The following is a 17,838-nucleotide window of genomic DNA, read 5'->3' as shown; positions in this document are numbered from 1 at the left end:
GTTTCGCCCTGGAATAGTTGCGTTCAGGAATAGTTGCTACCGTTAACCGACGGATAGTTACCGCTGACAACTATCTGATTGCCCCCTTAATAGTTAATAACGACAATCAAAATCGTCGAAAGGGCGTAGGCAGGACGCCTAGGACGTCAAATCGAGGAGAGAGGGAGCTGCTATGAGGTATCTGCTTCTGGTAAGCCACGGGACGTTCGCGCCGGGGCTGCACAGCGTGCTCGACATGCTGGTGGGCAAGCGCGAGGACATCCTGAGCTGCAGCCTGCGCGACGGCGAGGGCGCAGACGAGTACGTCGCCGAGCTGGAGAAGGTCGTTGCGCCGATCGGCGAGGGCGACGAGGTCATCGTCATGGGCGACATCATCGGCGGGTCCCCCCTCACCAATGCCCTCAACGTGCTCGCCGGCCGCGGGCTTCTCGCCCACACGCGCGCCTTCGGCGGCGTGAGCCTGCCGATGGCGCTCACCGCGGCCTTTGACCTCCAGTCCGATGACCCGACCGACCTTTGCGCCTCCGCGCTCTCCGAGGGCCTGGCGGCCATGCGCGAGGTCGAGCTCGACCTCGGCGGGGATGACGAGGACGAGGAACTCTAGCGAGAGGCGCGGCGGGCCATCCGTCGCCTGAGAGAAGGAGAAGAACATGGCAGTTTCGTTCGTTCGCATCGACGACCGCATGATCCACGGTCAGACCGTCACGCGCTGGGCGGTTGAGTACCCCTGCGACGGCATCATCGCCGTCAACGACGCCGCGGCGTCCAACCCGGTGCTCAAGAGCGCCTACAAGAGCGCCGCGCCCGACAAGAAGACCTTCGTCTGGACGATGGAGCACTTCAAGGAGAAGGCCCAGACCGTCCTCGACAGCAAGACGCGCTACTTCCTCATCACCAAGAACCCGCTCGACATGGCCGAGATCCTCGTGAACTTCGGATTTGTGCCGGGAGACGTCAAGACCGTCATCGTGGGACCCTGCAACGATCGCCCCGGCACCACCAAGCTGGGCAACAACCAGTCCATCACGCAGGAGGAGGCGCAGGCCTTCGAGAGCATCTCCAAGGCAGGCTACACCGTCGACTTCCGCCTGATCCCCGACAAGGGCATCGGCACCTGGGACAAGTTCCGCGGGCAGTTCGGCTTCTAGCTCGTTGCACTGCGTGGCGGGCCGTCCGGGGGTCCGCCGCGAGAATAGCAATCGCCCCGAGAGGGGCATAGCACGGGAAAGGTGGTTCATATGGAAATCAACGTGTTCCAGGCGGCTCTGCTGGGACTGTTCGCCTGCCTGGCATCGATGCCCGGCCTCGGCGGCACGTCCATCGGCAACTACACGCTCGGACGTCCGCTCGTGGCCGGCCTGGTGGTCGGCATCATCCTGGGCGACATCACGCTCGGCATCATCGTGGGCATGGCCATTCAGGTCGTCTACATCGCCCTCGTCACCCCGGGCGGCACCGTCTCCGCTGACGTCCGCGCGGCCTGCTACATCGGCATCCCGCTGGCCATGATCGCCATCAAGGGCAACCCGGCGCTCGCCGCCGACCCCTCCGGTGCCGACGCGGCGGCCCTCGCCACGACCCTCGGCGCCACCTGCGGCACCCTCGGCGCCATCCTCTTCTACGGCACCGCGACGGTCAACCTCGCCTGGCAGGCCATGGGCTGGAAGTGGCTCGAGAAGGGCGACACCCACAAGCTCTATCTCGTGGACATGGTCCTGCCCTGGATCTCCCACATCATCTGCTCGTTCATCCCCACCTTCGTGATCGTCTACTTCGGCGGCGACATGGTGACCACGCTGCTCAACAGCCTCCCCATGGACGGCATCCCCATGAAGACCCTCTTCGCCGTGGGCTCGCTGCTTCCCTGCGTCGGTATCGCCATCCTGCTCAAGCAGGTCATCACCAAGGCCACTGACTTCCTGCCGTTCTTCTTCGGCTTCACGCTCGCGGCGGTCATGGGCGCCAACCTCATCGCCTGCTCCGCCATCGCCTGCTTCTTCGCGCTCATCAAGTTCGAGCTCTCCAAGATCGAGTCCAGGCTCGACAAGGTGGGCACCGCGGGCGCCATCACCGCTTCCGTCGACGACGAGGATGAGGAGGATATCTAATGGCTGACAACACCACCGCGGCCCAGGGCCGCAAGGTCTCCAAGAAGGCCCTCACCAAGTCCTTCCACAACTGGTACTACGGCAACCTCACCTGCTTCTCGCAGGAGCACATGCAGACCTTCGGCTACCTGGTCTCCATGCTGCCGATCGTGGAGGATCTCTACGACAACAAGGACGACCAGACCCAGGCCCTCCAGACCTACTCCGCGTTCTTCAACACCGAGCCCCAGATCGGCTCCATGATCGTCGGCGTGACCGTCGGCCTCGAGGAGGCCCGCGCCAACGGCCAGCCCATCGACGACGACACCATCAACGGCATCCGCGCCGGCCTCATGGGCCCGCTCGCCGGCATCGGCGACTCCCTCATCGTCGGCACGCTCATCCCGATCCTGCTCGGCATCGCCATGGGCCTCGCCGAGGGCGGCAACCCGCTCGGCCCGATCTTCTACATCGTGGTCTGGAACCTGCTCGCCTACTTCGGCATGCGCTTCGCGTACTTCCGCGGCTACAAGCTCGGCGGCGACGCGGTCGAGGCCCTCGTCGGCCCCGACGCGACGGCCCTGCGCGAGGCCATCGTCCTCGTGGGCACCATGGTCATCGGCGCCGTTGCGGCCACGTGGGTCTCCATCTCCACGGCGCTCCAGCTCCCCGGCGGCGGCACGCTCCAGGGCACGTTCGACGGCATCTATCCCAAGCTGCTGCCCCTGATCTTCACCGTGTTCTGCTGGTGGCTCATGGCCAAGAAGAAGGTCAGCCCCATCATCACGATGCTGATCCTGCTTGCCATCGCCTTCGTCGGCGCCTGCGTCGGCTTCTTCGGCGCCGCCACGATTGCCACGGCCGCGTAAGGCCCGCGCGACCGCACGCAAGCTCGATACCCTCCTTCAAAGCCCGGGCCGCGGAATCTCCCCTGCGGCCCGGGCGCGTCTCTAGAGATGAGGAACCCTCATGGCACTCGACACCTCCAACTGGACCCGCGACGACCTCATCCGCGAGGCCAGGCTCCAGACCGACGCCATCCAGCGCCTGAACGTGTGGCTGCGCATCGGCTACTCGCTCGTCGCCGCCGGCTTCATCGTCGGCTACTGGGGCTTCTATGGCGGAGGAGGGACGGGCTTCGGCGTGCTGGGCGTTGCCCTTCTCGTCGTGGGGGCGCTCGTCTCGGTGGTCCTCAAGGTGGGGACGACCAACGCCAAGAAGAACGTGAGGAACATCCTTGCGGCTGCCGGCGTGGACCTCGACGAGTGGGCGCGCGAGCACGGGAGGAGCAAGGGCGGCGAGAAGAACGCGAAAGGCGAGAAGAACGGCGGAAAGGCCAGGTAACCACGGCGGTTGCTGCCTGGCCCACTAATTTGGCGAAACACTGGAAAGGAGATGCTTGACATGGATTCAGCAATGCGGCCCGCACGGTTGGCGGTGATTCTGGGGACGGTCTGTGCCCTAGGCGCCGGCGCACCGGCGATCGCCCTTGCGGCGGAGTCGCCGGCTCCCGTCGTTGCGCGGCAGGATGCCGGGGCGTCCGACTTGACGACGCTCACGCAGTTCGTGAGCGCAAGCGGGGGCACGGTCACCTGCGAGGACGGGACGGTGGACGTCTCGCGTCGCGACGGCGACCACTTTGCCATGCTCGAGGGCGGAAAGGCCTACCAAAGCCTGGACTACCAGGCCGACGTGCAGGTGACCGACGGCATATCCGCCGCGCTCGTCGTGGGGGCGACAAACGCGGCGGAGCCGGGAAGCGGCACGTGGTACGGCTTCAACTTCAACAACGAGAGCGCCGACCAGCGCGTACGCCTCTTCCGCGTGAATGATAGCATGGACCTGATAACGTTCCCACAGAATCAGGTTGATTCCGCGGGTCTTGACACGACGGGCACGGTCCACCTGAGGGTCCAGATTGACGAGACGGGCCTCTGCAGGGTGACGGCATCCGATGCCGCGGGCCACGAGGTCAGCGGATCGGCCACCATCCAGGGCTGGCAGGGAGGCTGCGTGGGGCTTCTCACCTTCAATTCCGCGGCGACGTTCTCCAACGTGACCATCAGCGAGGACGCCGGGCTCGAGCTGCCCGACCCGGATGTCCCCGAGGAGGGAGACGGCTTTGAGACCAGTCTCTCGGGTGACTACACGATGTTCGGCAACGGCCAGACGGTCGAGACGGCGGATGGGCTGTGGGTCGCATCCTCGGGTGGCGACTACATGGTTCGCTGGCAGGACGAGGCGGCATCCCTTGGTGACATGGTCTACTCAGCGGACGTGTCCTTCGAGAGCGCCGACGTGGACGGCGCCGCGTCGCTCGTGCTTCACAGCGACGAGGGCGACCTCGGTGCCATGCAGTCCTACGTGGCCAACATCAACCCCAAGACGGGCGAGTGCCGCCTGTTCAAGTTCGAGCAGACCGCCAACGAGGGGCGCATCGCATACGACATGCTGTCCCCCATCCAGCTTGGCGCGAGCGTCTCTGACGCCTTCCACCTGAGCGTCACGACCATCGGCAAGCACATGGTCTTCTCGGTGTCCTACGAGGACGCCGAGGGCAACGCCGTTACCAAGACGGCGAGCACGGCGGACTACACCCTGGGCACCGAGGCCAACAACGAAGAGGTCTACGCGCATTATGGGCAGAACACCGCCCTGCGCGAGGGGTACTGCGGCCTGCTCTCGTTCAACGCTGCCGTAACCTATCAGAACGTGACGGCCACGCCGCTCACCGAGGGCAACACCCCGCAGCTCACGAGCCTCAACATCACGGGCGATGCGGTTGACATGCCCTTTGCGTTCCAGGACACGGCTTACGTGTACGTGGGATACGTGCGGAACTCGGCCGATAGCGTGAACATCGCGTATGAGACGACCAACGCGGATGCGCGCGTGAGCGTGGCCGACGAGGCGGGAAACGTTTACGAGCCTGAGGGCGGGATCGTGAGTGTTCCCGTGACCGACCGCGGGACCGATGCGCGCAACGAGGGCCTCAACCAGTACACCCTCACCGTCGAGGATTCCGAGACGGGCGCCGTTGCCGTCTACCAGCTGCGCGTCTTCTGCGAGGGGCCGGACGACACGTATTACTACGAGGACCAGCGCGACCAGTTCCACTACAGCGTCAAGAACGGCTGGGGCAATGACCCGTGCGGCCTTGTGAGGACCTCCGACGGCGTGTACCACTTCTACTACCAGGCCTATACCGACACCGACTGGGGTCCCATGCACTGGGGTTACGCTACGAGCACCGACCTCGTGCACTGGGAGGAGCAGCCGATCGCCCTCTACCCGGACGAGTACGGCGCGCAGTTCTCCGGCTGCGGCGTGTACGCCGACCACTCCACGGCGCCTGAGATCTTTGCCGAGGGCGAGGAGGGCATGGTCTTCATCGTCACGGCCAACGGACGGGCGGGGCAGGACGGCAAGCAGCGCCTGACGCTCGCCTATGCCACCTACGACCGGAGTACCCAGACCATGGGCGCTTACCAGAAGTACGACGACGTTCTTCTCGACTACAGCACCGACGACATCATCACGCCCGCCGACGGCGCCTTCCGCGACCCCAAGGTCTTCCGCTTCGACAACAAGTGGTTCCTTATCGTGGCCGGCGGCCCCGTGCGCTTCTACTCCTCCGACGACCTCGTTCACTGGAAGGGCGAGAGCTATCTCAACGAGCCGGGGACCGAGAACCACGTGTACACCGAGTGCCCCGATCTCTACCCTGTTAAGGCCGAGGACGGCACCGTCAAGTGGATTCTCTCCCGCGGCGGTACGAGCTACAAGGTCGGCGAGTTCAAGAATGTGGTCTCCACCAACGTCGAGGGCGGCCAGTACGCCTTCGTGCAGGACGAGGGTACGCCCGACTACACGATGAACTTCGGGCGCGACGCCTACGCCGCCATGACCTACTTCAACGCGGGCAGCGACTTCGGCACGTCGGGCAGCGTTAAATGTCCGGAGCTTGTTGCCATGAACTGGATGAACACCTGGGACTACAACAAGCTCGTTCAGAATACCGGCAACTGGCGCTTCAACGGTACCTACAACCTTCCCGTCAAGCTGGGCCTCACCCAGGACTCAGACGACGCGTACCGGCTCACGCAGGATCCGGTCGACAGCCTCGATGACCTGCGCGACGAGAGCGGCAAGGTGACCGTTGACGGGCTGAAGCTCGGCGAAGACGATGCGGTGACCCCGATCGATTTCAACGGAACCTCCTACGAGATCGAGGCTACGTTCACGCCCGGGAAGGGCGAGCAGCCTACCGTGGGCTTTGACGTGCGTGTGGGCGCAGGTCAGAAGACGCGCGTTTCCTACGACTTTGCCACGGACACCATCACGCTCGACCGCAGCGAGTCCGGCTCCATCCTGAACGATGCGTTCGCCCAGCCGCGTTCGCAGGCAAACGTCGACCACAACGAGGACGGATCCGTGACCCTGCACGTGTATGTGGACCGCATGAGCATCGAGGTGTTCACCGGCGACTACGTTGCCGCCGGAGCCAACCAGATCTTCCCGTCGCCGCTTGCTGACGGGCTGCAGGCGTTCAGCGAGAACGGCACCGCCACGCTCGATGCGACGGTGTATCCGCTCGAGACCATCTGGGGCGACGAGCAGACGGGCAACCCGAGCTCCTCTGCCCAGAGCATCGGTCTTTCTCGCGACACGGTGACGGGCTACGCGGGCACCACGGCGGACATCAGCGCGTGGGTGTCTCCCGCCGCTGCTCCGCAGGACCTGACGATCACCTCGAGCGATCCTTCCGTCGCATCTGCCGAGCAGACCGAGGGCGGGCTGCGCGTGACGTGCAACGCCCGCGGTACCGCCACGATCACCGTGGCGAGCAAGAGCGACCCGAACGTGAGCCGCGATATCACGGTGAGCGTGTACGAGGGCGAGCTCCAGACCAACGTCGCAGGCGTTTCTCGACCGACGGGCGCATTCTACGTCGACGGCTCGGTGCTCCACGTGAACGGCATGGGCGCTAACAGCTTCCTGTTCTCGAGCGAGAAGTACCCGGTGGACGGCCTGACGTACGAGATTGACGTCCACCACAAGACCGGCCTGGAGAACCTCATCTTCGGCAGCCAGGTGCAGGATGCCTACCAGGGCTGCTATGCCATCCAGCTCGACGGCGCGGGCAAGATTCGCCTGTTCGATTTCAAGGGCGACAAGACGCTCTACCAGGACGACCACGCGGTTGAGGTTGACCCCGAGGGCAACTACCACGTGAAGATCTCGGTGGAGGGCAAGACCATCAAGGTCGAGATCAACGGTAAGCAGTACCTTGATTACACCCTCCAGGAAGGCGATCCCGACTACACCGATACCGAGGGCTACGTTGCCATCGGCATGTGGGACTCCGACCAGACCACCTTCGAGAACTTCTACGTGGGCGGCTCGGCAACCGAGGGACCCACTCAGGACCTTCAGGGCGCCATCGACGAGGTGAGCGAGAAGGTCGAGGGGCTCGACGCCTCCGACTACACCGCAGAATCGTGGGCGGCGCTCCAGAATGCGCTGGAGGAGGCCCGGGCTCTGCTGGCGGACAAGAACGCGACCTCCGCGGACATGGCAGCGGCGGCACAGTCCGTCAGGGATGCCTTCGCGGCGCTGGAGCGGGCCGACACGGGTGAGGAGCCCGGCGACGACCAGAAGCCCGGCGACGACGACCAGCAGCCCGGCGACGACCAGCTGCCCGGCGGCGACCAGCGGCCCGGCGGCGATGAGGGCCAGCGGCCTGGCGGCACGGGCTCCGAGGACAAGGGCGGCACCCATCAGGCGTCTGGCGGCTCCGGCAGGGTCCCCGACACCGGTGACGCCACGGTCGCCGTGGGCGGCATCGCGGCGCTCGGTGCCGTGACCGCGGGCGCGGGCGTCCTTCTCGGCAGGTCCAAGAGGAAGTAGCGAGGTCGGGGCGTCCTTCTGGGGCGCCCCGGCTTGCCGGCTGGCGCGCGGGACTGATGCCCGCGCGCCGCGGCCGGCCCGCGCCTGGGCGCCCATGCGGCGCCCGGACGCGAGCATGGCCGAAGGGCACCACGGCAAGGAGGAGATCATGGCATACGACAGGCATCCGACCATCCGCGTGCCCGGGCACCGGGCGATCGTGGGCTACGACGACCTTCTCGTCGAGCTCTCCGCGCGCGTGGAGAGGGTCCGCTCTCGGAACGGCGGGCGTTGCGTCCTGGTGTGCGACTCCTATCCCGGCGTTCGGGACGACGAGGTCATCTCGCAGATGTCGCGCCTGCACCCGGACGTGATGGTGGACACGCGGACGCTCTTTCCCGAGCCCGCCGAACTCACGCGCCGCATGGTGCCCTTCCTGACGGACGACCGGGTCTTCGGTCGCATGTGCTTCGGCGAGCTCGAGGAGTTCATGGACGCCCGCGCCCTTCTCGCCGCGCGCTGGTGCGTCGAGGGCGTGAGCGGCCTCGTGCTCGTCTGCGGCTTCGGGGCGGCGCTCGTGCACCCCGGTGACGTGCTCGTCTACCTGGACGTGACACGCTGGGAGATTCAGCTGCGCTATCGAGCCGGCATGCCCAACTACGGCTGCGACAACGGGGATGAGGACGTGCTGCGCAAGGTCAAGCGCGGCTACTTCGTGGAGTGGCGCCTCGCGGACCGGCACAAGGCGCGCCTGCTCGAGCGGGCGGACTATGTGGTGGGGACCGATGAGCGTGACCTGCCGCGCGCCATGGACGGGGAGGCCTTCCGAGCCGCCCTCGACGTGGCGTCCAGCCGCCCCTTCAGGACCGAGCCCTACTTCGACCCGGGCGTCTGGGGCGGCCAGTGGATGCGCGAGCACTTTGGGCTGCCCGCGGACGCGCCCAACTACGCCTGGTCCTTCGACGGCGTGCCGGAGGAGAACGCGCTCGCCTTCGAGCTGGACGGCGGCGTCGTGCGCCTGCCCGCCATGGACCTCACGCTCCTGCGCCCGCGCGCCCTTCTTGGCGAGGGCGTCTACGCGCGCTATGGGGCGGAGTTCCCCATTCGCTTTGACCTGCTCGACACCATGGGCGGGCAGAACCTGAGCCTGCAGGTCCACCCCACGACGGACTACATCCGCCGGGAGTTCGGCATGGCCTACACGCAGGACGAGAGCTACTACATCCTGGACGCGGAGGAGGGGGCGTGTGTCTACCTGGGCCTTCACGAGGGGGTGGACCCGGGGGAGATGATGGCCGCGCTCGAGGACGCCAACGCCGGAGGAGCCCCCTTCGATGCTGAGCGCTACGTCAACCGCATCCCGGCACGGCCGCACGACCACTTCCTCATCCCGGCGGGCACGGTCCACTGCTCGGGTGCGAGGACGATGGTGCTGGAGATCAGCGCCACGCCGTACCTCTTCACCTTCAAGCTCTGGGACTGGGGCCGGCTCGGCCTTGACGGGCGTCCCCGCCCGGTGCACCTGGCTCATGGGGGCAAGGTCATCCGCTGGGACCGCACGACCGGGTGGGTGGAGAAGAACCTCGTCAACCGCGCACATGACGTCGACGAGCCCAGCGGCGCCGACCGCGTGGAGGTGACGGGCCTGCATGAGCTAGAGCCCATCCTGTGCCGGCGCTACACGGTGGCGCCCGGCGGCTCGGCACTTCTGGACACGCGGGAGACGCTCAACGTGCTCAACCTGGTGGCGGGCGCGGAGGCGCTGGTCAGGAGTCCCGAGGGCGCCTTCGAGCCCCTGAGGGTGCACCATGCGGAGACCTTCATCGTTCCGGCCTCGGTGGGCGCCTATGAGGTTCGGCCCGCAGACGGCTGCGAGGGTCCAATCATGTTCGTGCGCGCGAGCGTGCGGGGGACGGAAGGTGGTCACAATGACGAAGAGGCCTGATGACGGGCGAGAAGAGCGAGGGCGCAGCCTGCCCGCCGCCGTGTTCAGCGACGTTGACGGGACGCTGCTCGACGCGTCGCATCGCGTGAGCCCTCGGACGGCCGCGGCGGCGAGGGAGCTTGAGGCGCGCGGAATCCCGCTCGTGCTCGTCTCCGCGCGCATGCCCGAGGCGCTCGACCAGATTCGCCGCGAGCTCGGCAACGTGGGGCCCGTCGTGTGCTATGGGGGCGCCTACGTGCTCGATGCCGCCGGGGCGGAGCTCCTGAGCAGGCCCATCGCGCTCGGGTGCGCGCTCGAGGTGCGTGACTACGTGGTCTGCGCCCTGCCGGACGTCTGCTGTATGGCGTATGGCTATCACACGTGGGTGACGTCGGACCGCTCGGACCCGCGCGTGGCGCGCGAGGAGCGCATCGTGGGCGTGGAGTCCGTCGAGGGGACGCTCGAGGAGCACTTCTCGGAGCGGGGCCTCCACAAGTTCCTCCTCGTGGGGGAGCCGGCCTCGGTGGAGCGGGCGGAGCGCGAGCTGGGCGCGGCGTTCCCCAACCTCGCCGTGGTGCGCTCGTCGCCCATCCTCTGCGAGGTGATGGACGGCCGCGTGAGCAAGGCCGAGGGGGTCGAGGCCGTCTGCCAGCATCTGGGGGTGAGCGCCGCGGACGCGGCCGCCTTCGGCGACGGCCGCAATGACATCGACATGCTGCGCGCGGTGGGCGAGAGCTGGGCCATGGCAAACGCGCCCGCCGAGGTGCGCGACGCCGCGTCGCGGGTGACGGCGCTCGACAACGACCACGACGGCCTCGCCGAGACAATCTTCTCACTTATTTGAAAGAGGTGAATAAAATGCGGGGCGCGGGGAAAGTTGCTACTATTAACCAGTCAGAGGACGTGTTTGGCGTGGCCGTAGCGCCGCGCTTCGATGAAGGGGCCCGCTGCAGGCAGATGGACTACGAGGACGCTGCAAAGAAGCTCATCATGTACTCCCGGGGGGTCGCCAAGGGCTCCATCGGGACGGCATACGGCATGTCGATGGGTGAGGACCCGGTGCTCGAGTACGTCTCGCGCCAGGACGAGGCGATGACGCCCTCCGAGCTTGCCAAGACGCTCGGGTACACGCGGCCGCGCATGACCCGCATCATCGACTCGCTCGAGGAGAAGGGCTACGTGGTCCGCGAGCAGGACAAGGAGGACCGGCGCCGCGTGCTCGTCTACTGCACCGACGAGGGCCGCCGCCACGCCCACGACCACAGCTCCGATGGTGTATCGAGCCTTGCCGCCACGCTGAGCAAGATGGGGGAGCACGATGCCCGCGAGCTGCTGCGCGGCCTCGAGATCGCCTACAGCCTCACCTACGACAAGGACGACATCCTCGGCGGCGTCAAGAAGCACAAGTAGCCGACCTGACGCCTTTGTCAGCATTTGTCGGGTAGCCAGATCCCGGCAATTGCCGTCCGGTCATGCCGCTACACTCGTAGGGCACGCAGTCACCGAGAAGAACGTGGGGGCTTCATGACCCAGAACCAGCAGACCCTCTTTTCGCCGATGCCCGCCCCGGCCTCGGCACCCGTCATCGACCTCAACGGCCTCAACCCGGCCCAGCGCGAGGCGGTTGAGTGCACGCGCGGCCCGCTGCTCGTGCTCGCGGGCGCGGGCTCGGGCAAGACGCGCGTGCTCACGGTGCGCATCGCGCACATGATCGCGGACGAGGGCGTGAGGCCCTGGCAGGTCCTGGCCATCACGTTCACCAACAAGGCCGCCGCCGAGATGCGCGAGCGCCTGGAGGCCCTGCTCCCGTACGGCACGCGCGGCATGTGGGTCTGCACCTTCCACGCCATGTGCGTGCGGATGCTGCGCGAGGACCCGGAGCTCATCGGGTATCGCCCCAACTTCACCATCTACGATGACGACGACTCGCGCCGCCTGGTCAAGACCATCATGGCGGACCTGGACATCGACCAGAAGCAGTTCCCGATGAACTCAATCCGCGCCAAGATCTCCTCCGCCAAGAACGCGATGGTGGGGCCGGACGAGATGGCGAGCTCCTCCAACCCGGCGGACCGCGCCGCCGCGCGCGTGTACCGCGAGCTGGACCACCGCCTCGCCAAGGCCAACGCGATGGACTTCGACGACCTGCTGGTCAAGACCTTCGAGCTGCTCTCCAAGCGCCCGGAGGTCCTGGAGCGCTACCAGGACCGCTTCCGCCAGATCAGCGTGGACGAGTACCAGGACACCAACCACGTCCAGTACGCGATCACCAACCTTTTGGCCGCGCGCTATCGCAACCTCATGGTCGTGGGCGACGACGACCAGTCCATCTACTCCTGGCGTGGCGCGGACATCCAGAACATCCTGGACTTCGAGAAGGACTACCCGGACGCCCACGTGGTGCGCCTCGAGCAGAACTACCGCTCCACGGGCCACATCCTGGCGGCGGCCAACGCCGTGGTGGCCAACAACTCCCGCCGCAAGCCCAAGCGCCTCTTCACCGACGCGGGGGACGGCGAGAAGATCCGCGTGTTCCAGGCCTCCGACGAGCGCGACGAGGGCCGCTGGATCGGCTCCGAGATCGAGAAGCTCCACGACGGCGGCACGAGCTACGACGACATGGCCGTCTTCTACCGAACCAACGCCCAGTCGCGCATCCTCGAGGACATGTTCCTGCGCGCGGGCGTACCGTACAAGATCGTGGGCGGCACGCGCTTCTTCGACCGCGCCGAGGTCCGCGACGTCATGGCCTACCTCAAGCTCGTCGTGAACCCGGACGACGACGTGGCGGCGCTTCGCGTGGTCAACACGCCGCGGCGCGGCATCGGCACCACTTCCATCAACAAGATTCGCGAGCTCGCCGCCGACGAGGGCATCTCGTTCTTCTCGGCCTGCGAGCTGGCGATCGCCGAGACGGGCCTTCTGGGCGCGAAGGTGCGCTCGGCGCTCGCGGAGTTCACGGGCGTCATCGAGGCGGGTCGCCACTTCACGGGCGAGCTCGCCGACGTGGTTGACGCGATCGTGGACCGCTCCGGCCTCATCCGCGCCCTCGAGGCGGAGCACTCCGTGGAGGCGGACGGCCGCATAGAGAACATCCGCGAGTTCATGGGCGTCGCCGCCGAGTTCGACGAGACGCACGACACGGTGGAAACGCTCGAGTCCCTGGCCCAGCTGCGGGCCGCGGGCGCCCTCGACCAAGACCTTCCTGCCAGCGCGGCGGCTGCCGGCGCGGTCGAGGTCGGCGCGCAGGGCCAGCCCGCGGGCAGGGAGTCCTCCGGATCCGAAGGCCTCGCTGCGGCCGCCCCGCCCGCCGTGGGCGACTTCGCGCAGCGTGAGCCGGAGGCGGGCGGGGCGGCCGCAGCGAGGCCCCCCGTCGCCTCCGAGAAGCTCCCGGCCCTGATAGAGTGGCTGGCCCTGCGCTCCGACCTCGACTCCCTCGCCGGCCAGACGCATGCCATCACCATGATGACCATTCACTCGGCCAAGGGCCTGGAGTTCCCCGTGGTCTTCGTCGCCGGCATGGAGGAGGGCATCTTCCCGCACACCTCCTACGAGGGCGACCCCGCGGCCGTGGAGGAGGAGCGGCGCCTGGCCTACGTGGCCATCACGCGCGCCCGCAAGAAGCTCTACCTCACGCACGCCGCCACGCGCCGCACGTACGGCTCCGTGCAGGCCAACCCGCCGAGCCGCTTCCTGAACGAGATCCCCGCCGCCGACATCGAGCGGACGGGCGTGGGCTCCTCGGGCTTCACCGGCGTGGGCTGGGAGAAGCGCGGGGACCGTCATGGCACCTTCGGCAGCGGGCGCGGCTCCTCGGTCTACGGCGGCAACGTCTTCGGCTCGCGCACGCGCTCCACGGGCGTGGCCCCCAAGGCGTCGTCCTTCTCGGCCCCCCGCGCCGCCGCGCCGGCGCGCCCCGCGCCCTCCACGTCCTTCTCGGCAGGCGACAAGGTCTCCCACAAGACCTTCGGCCCCGGTACGGTGCTCTCCGTCTCCGGAGACACGATCGAGGTCAAGTTCACGCGCACCGGCAAGACCAAGAAGCTCCTCAAGGGCTTCGCCCCGCTCGTCAAGATCGAGGGGTGACGCGTAGGGGCATCCCCTTCGCGTCACGTATGCGTTCGCATAAATTCTGCGGCATCTGCTGTTGATTTATGCGAACGCATATATTAGCCTTCAATTGGCGGATATTTACGTGTACGCATAAGTTGAGGTGGCTATGACTCGGTTGGCAAACGTCGGGGAGCTCGCTTCCCTGATTCGTTTTGAGCGGAGGAGGCAGGGGATTACGCAGGCTGAACTTGCGGGACTTTCGGGCGTCGGCGTCACGTTTCTCTCCCAGCTCGAGAACGGTAAGGAGAGCGCCGAGGTGGGAAAGGTCCTGAGCGTGTTGACGATGCTGGGAATAGATCTTGTGGCAGAGCCGAGGGGGTAGCATGTCGGGCTATTCCGTCTACAGGCTGGAGCAGAGGTCTCCGGTTCTTGTGGGCACCCTTGGAGAGCTGGGAGACGCCTTCTCGTATGATTCTGGCTACCTCGCTCGGGCCGATGCCAGGCCGCTCTCGCTCTCACTCCCCCTCGGGGAGGGGAAGTTTGGCCTCGTCGAGATCCGACCCTATTTCGAGGGCCTTCTCGCTGAGGGGCAGACGCGGGTTGCCCTTGCCGCCCAGCTCGGGCTTGCCGAGGAGGACTGGCTGGGCCTCCTTGTTGCCTGTGGGAGGGAGTGCATCGGCGACGTCCTCATCTGTGATTCCGCCTGTCTGCCAGGGGAGAGCGGAGATGGATACGTCCCGCTTGACGCGGGCGAGCTGAGGGAGATGTTCCTGAGCGACGCGGAGACCGCGCGGGAGAACGTCACGACGCGCCTCTCCCTTGCCGGCACCCAGTCTAAGACGGCCCTGGCGCACATGCCCGGATCTCCCATCGGCACCGGATGGCTGCGTCCCATTGGCCTCTCGGCGAGCACGCACATCCTCAAGACAAGTCATCTGCGCGACCTCCCCGAGGTTGAGTACCTCTGTATGTCCGCCGCGGCGTTCTGTGGGATGACGGTTTCCCAAACTGCCCTGCTCGACGTTGGCAACCCGGTGCTTGCCATCGAGAGGTTTGACCGGCGCGCCTTGGTCGTGGAAGGCGGGCTCGTGGTGGACAGGCTTCATCAGGAGGACATGGCACAGGCGGTCGGAGTCACGGGCGGCTCAAAGTATGCCGAGCTTGAGGGGGGAAGCGTTCACGCCATGGCGGACCTGCTTCGGATGCGCAGCGTCAGGCCCGCTCGCGACGTGGCGTCCCTGGCCCAGATGATCTGCCTCACGTTTCTGGTCGGCAACTGCGACGCGCATCTGAAGAACTACTCAATCACGCATGACGGGCCGGCGCGCGATGGAGGGGCGATTGTTAGCCTCGCGCCCGCATATGATGTCGTGAGCACCACGTTCTTTCCCCATCACCCCAGAAGGCTTGCCATGCGAATCGGGGATGCGCGGACGGTTGACGAGGTGACCGCCGACAGCTTCCGCGTGCTCGCCGCCGATTTGGGCATCAGGGACTCCGCGCTCAGACGTCTGGCGAGCCCTCTCGTCGAAGGGCTTGTCGAGGGCGTCCGACGTGCCGGGGAGGGGGAGTTTGGCGATGTGCTCGAGTCGACCCCCTACGTTGCGGATGACCTTATCGAAAACATGATGCCCCGCGTGGGGGTGCTGAGCGAGTATTGTTCGGGAAGAAGGGCATGACGGACTGAGGGGGAGACACGATGGAGCACCTACTGGGCCTCGACGCGGGCGGGTGGCTCGACAAGGGGGTGACCCTGGTTGCTGCCGTGGTGATCGCCTGGCTGGTCGAGCGGGTGGTCATGCGGCTCATGCACAAGCTGCTCGACGCCTCGGACCTGCCGAGCGCCTCGCTCTTCATCAACATCGGGCGCGCCCTCATCTGGGTGCTCGCGCTCCTCAGCGTCATGAGGCCGGTCTTCGGCGTGGACCCGGCAGGCTTCGTCGCGGCGCTCGGCGTCGTGTCCATCGCGGTCTCGCTCGGCATGCAGGACACGATCTCCAACATCATCGGCGGCATCAGCCTCATGCTGAGCAAGGCGGTCCAGCCCGGCGACTATATCTCCGTGGGGGACGTGACCGGCGAGGTCACCGACGTCACGTGGCGCAGCACCACCGTCATGATGCGCGGCGGCGCCCAGGAGGTCATCCCCAACTCGGTGCTCTCCAAGACCGCGCTCACGCGCATCACGCCCTGGAGCGTGGGCTACTGCGGGGTGCCCATCGCCGTGGTGCCGGGAGCGGACCTCAATGCCGTGGCGGACGAGTGCTGCCGCGTGGCGGCGAGCGAGCTCGCGGACCTGCTCGACCCCGCCTTCGAGACCGACGTGATCTTCTCGGCCTTCACCGCCTACGGCACGCAGGGCGAGGTCCGGCTGCACGTCAAGGCCGACGTGGTCTTCTCCACGGCGCAGGACCGCCTGGCCCGCGCGCTCTCCGGGCGGCCCTGGCTCGCGAGCGCGGTGTAGGGCGCGCGGCGGGACCGCCGCCCCCGCAAAGTGTCGCCAAACCCCCGCGGACCGGTCGTGCGGGGGATTGGCGACGGTTCTTCTCGCCAAAGCGTCGCCTCGCCCCCGCGGAGTGGCCGTGCGGGGGCAAGGCGACGCTTCTGGCCCGCGGGCCCGCGCCAGGACCGGCTACACTGGTGGCGAGAAGAACCGTCGAGAAGAACCTCGTCCCAGGGAGCCCCATGGAGAAGATTGCCAGCTTCACCGTCAACCACCTCACGCTCGAGCCGGGCGTCTACGTGAGCCGCGTGGACGCCGACCCCGCCACCGGCGCCGTGGTCACCACCTTTGACCTGCGCCTCACCGCGCCCAACCGCGAGCCCGTGATGGACACGGCGGCCGTCCACGCCATCGAGCACCTGGGCGCCACCTATCTGCGCAACAGTTCCGAGTGGCGCGACCGCGTGGTCTACTTTGGCCCCATGGGCTGCCGCACGGGCTTCTACCTCATCCTCTTTGGCGAGCACGCCTCAGCCGAGGTGGTGCCGCTCGTGCGCTCGTGCTTCGAGTTCATCCGCGACTTCGAGGGGGAGATTCCCGGCGCGCGCCCGGAGGAGTGCGGCAACTGGCATGATGCGGACCTCGCGCAGGCACGCTGGTGGGCCCGGCGCTACCTGGAGAACACGCTGGAGAACATCGACGAGGCGCACCTCGCCTATCCGCAGGAGTAGGGGGACAGAATGAAGATCGGAATCATCGGCGCCATGGACGTCGAGGTTGAGCACCTCAAGGCCGAGCTCTCGGACGCGTGCGCGGAGCGCGTGGCCGGCACGGACTTCTGCTCCGGACGCCTGGGCGAGAAGGACGTGGTCGTGGTCAAGTGCGGCATCGGCAAGGTGAACGCCGGCATCTGCGCGCAGGTCCTGGCCGACCACTTCGGCTGCACGCACCTCATCAACACGGGCGTGGCGGGCTCGCTCGACGCCGCGCGCCTCGACATCGGCGACCTCGTGGTCTCCACCGACTGCGTCCAGCACGACTTCTCGGTCGGGGCGCTCGGCTACGCGCCCGGCCTCGTTCCCGGCCGCGAGCGTCCCGAGTACGTGGCCGACGCCGCCCTCCGCGACGCCGCCCTCGCCGCCGCCGCCGCGGTGGCGCCCGAGGTGCGCGCGCTGCCCGGCCGCGTGGCCTCCGGCGACCAGTTCATCTCCGCGGAGGGGGACCGCCGCCGCATCGTGGACACCTTCGGCGCGCTCTGCTGCGAGATGGAGGGCGCCGCCATCGCCCAGGCGGCCGAGGCCAACGGCGTCCCCTTCGTCGTGGTGCGCGCCATCTCCGACAAGCCTGGCAGCGAGGGCCAGGCCATGGACTACGCCACCTTCGAGCGCGCCTCGGCCGAGCGCTGCGCCGGAATCGTCGAGCACATGGTGGCCGCGCTGTAG

15 protein-coding genes are annotated in these 17,838 nt (G+C 67.1%); all 15 read left to right on the top strand.

What is annotated here, in order from left to right; all coding sequences use genetic code 11:
- Positions 1–172: 172 nt before the first annotated feature.
- The 15 genes from E0L17_RS03950 to E0L17_RS03880 all read left to right on the top strand — a co-directional run bounded on the left by E0L17_RS03950 (position 173) and on the right by E0L17_RS03880 (position 17,838).
- Positions 173–604, top strand: coding sequence for a PTS sugar transporter subunit IIA (locus tag E0L17_RS03950; protein ID WP_167929959.1), 432 nt, complete (start codon positions 173–175; stop codon positions 602–604).
- Between the two features lie 46 nt (positions 605–650).
- Positions 651–1,148 (top strand): PTS sugar transporter subunit IIB, encoded by a 498-nt coding sequence (locus E0L17_RS03945; RefSeq protein WP_167929958.1) that lies wholly within the window; start codon positions 651–653, stop codon positions 1,146–1,148.
- Between the two features lie 90 nt (positions 1,149–1,238).
- Positions 1,239–2,108 (top strand): PTS mannose/fructose/sorbose/N-acetylgalactosamine transporter subunit IIC, encoded by an 870-nt coding sequence (locus tag E0L17_RS03940; protein ID WP_167929957.1) that lies wholly within the window; start codon positions 1,239–1,241, stop codon positions 2,106–2,108.
- Complete coding sequence (locus E0L17_RS03935; RefSeq protein ID WP_167929956.1) at positions 2,108–2,956, top strand: PTS system mannose/fructose/sorbose family transporter subunit IID; 849 nt, start codon at positions 2,108–2,110, stop codon at positions 2,954–2,956. The genes E0L17_RS03940 and E0L17_RS03935 overlap by 1 nt, the downstream gene beginning before the upstream one ends.
- 100 nt (positions 2,957–3,056) lie before the next feature.
- The gene (locus E0L17_RS03930; protein WP_167929955.1) at positions 3,057–3,431 is read left to right on the top strand and encodes a hypothetical protein; all 375 of its coding nucleotides are present in this window, start codon (positions 3,057–3,059) and stop codon (positions 3,429–3,431) included.
- 60 nt (positions 3,432–3,491) lie between these two features.
- Positions 3,492–7,997: a GH32 C-terminal domain-containing protein gene (locus tag E0L17_RS03925; protein WP_167929954.1), complete on the top strand. Its 4,506-nt coding sequence runs from the start codon at positions 3,492–3,494 to the stop codon at positions 7,995–7,997.
- 148 nt (positions 7,998–8,145) lie between these two features.
- Positions 8,146–9,921: a class I mannose-6-phosphate isomerase gene (locus E0L17_RS03920; protein WP_167929953.1), complete on the top strand. Its 1,776-nt coding sequence runs from the start codon at positions 8,146–8,148 to the stop codon at positions 9,919–9,921.
- Positions 9,905–10,744, top strand: coding sequence for a Cof-type HAD-IIB family hydrolase (locus E0L17_RS03915; RefSeq protein ID WP_167929952.1), 840 nt, complete (start codon positions 9,905–9,907; stop codon positions 10,742–10,744). Before E0L17_RS03920 ends, E0L17_RS03915 begins: the two co-directional genes overlap by 17 nt.
- Positions 10,745–10,857: 113 nt before the next feature.
- Positions 10,858–11,310 (top strand): MarR family winged helix-turn-helix transcriptional regulator, encoded by a 453-nt coding sequence (locus tag E0L17_RS03910; protein ID WP_167929951.1) that lies wholly within the window; start codon positions 10,858–10,860, stop codon positions 11,308–11,310.
- 114 nt (positions 11,311–11,424) lie between these two features.
- The gene (locus E0L17_RS03905; RefSeq protein WP_167929950.1) at positions 11,425–13,986 is read left to right on the top strand and encodes an ATP-dependent helicase; all 2,562 of its coding nucleotides are present in this window, start codon (positions 11,425–11,427) and stop codon (positions 13,984–13,986) included.
- Positions 13,987–14,119: 133 nt separating this feature from the next.
- Positions 14,120–14,335 (top strand): helix-turn-helix domain-containing protein, encoded by a 216-nt coding sequence (locus E0L17_RS03900; RefSeq protein WP_167929949.1) that lies wholly within the window; start codon positions 14,120–14,122, stop codon positions 14,333–14,335.
- A 1-nt stretch (position 14,336) separates the two neighbouring features.
- Complete coding sequence (locus E0L17_RS03895; RefSeq protein WP_167929948.1) at positions 14,337–15,632, top strand: HipA domain-containing protein; 1,296 nt, start codon at positions 14,337–14,339, stop codon at positions 15,630–15,632.
- 20 nt (positions 15,633–15,652) lie between these two features.
- On the top strand, positions 15,653–16,417 hold the full coding sequence (locus E0L17_RS03890) for a mechanosensitive ion channel family protein (protein ID WP_167929947.1): 765 nt from the start codon (positions 15,653–15,655) through the stop codon (positions 16,415–16,417).
- Positions 16,418–16,638: 221 nt separating this feature from the next.
- Positions 16,639–17,127 carry an S-ribosylhomocysteine lyase gene (locus E0L17_RS03885; RefSeq protein ID WP_167929946.1) on the top strand — a complete coding sequence of 163 codons (489 nt, stop codon included), beginning with the start codon at positions 16,639–16,641 and terminating at the stop codon, positions 17,125–17,127.
- 9 nt (positions 17,128–17,136) lie between these two features.
- Positions 17,137–17,838, top strand: a complete 702-nt coding sequence (locus E0L17_RS03880) for a 5'-methylthioadenosine/adenosylhomocysteine nucleosidase (RefSeq protein WP_167929945.1) — start codon at positions 17,137–17,139, stop codon at positions 17,836–17,838.

The organism is Olsenella sp. SW781 (genome assembly GCF_012027725.1).
GTDB lineage: Bacteria > Actinomycetota > Coriobacteriia > Coriobacteriales > Atopobiaceae > Thermophilibacter.
Note: the sequence above shows the minus strand (reverse complement) of the source record. Positions and strands in the feature narration are given on the sequence as shown.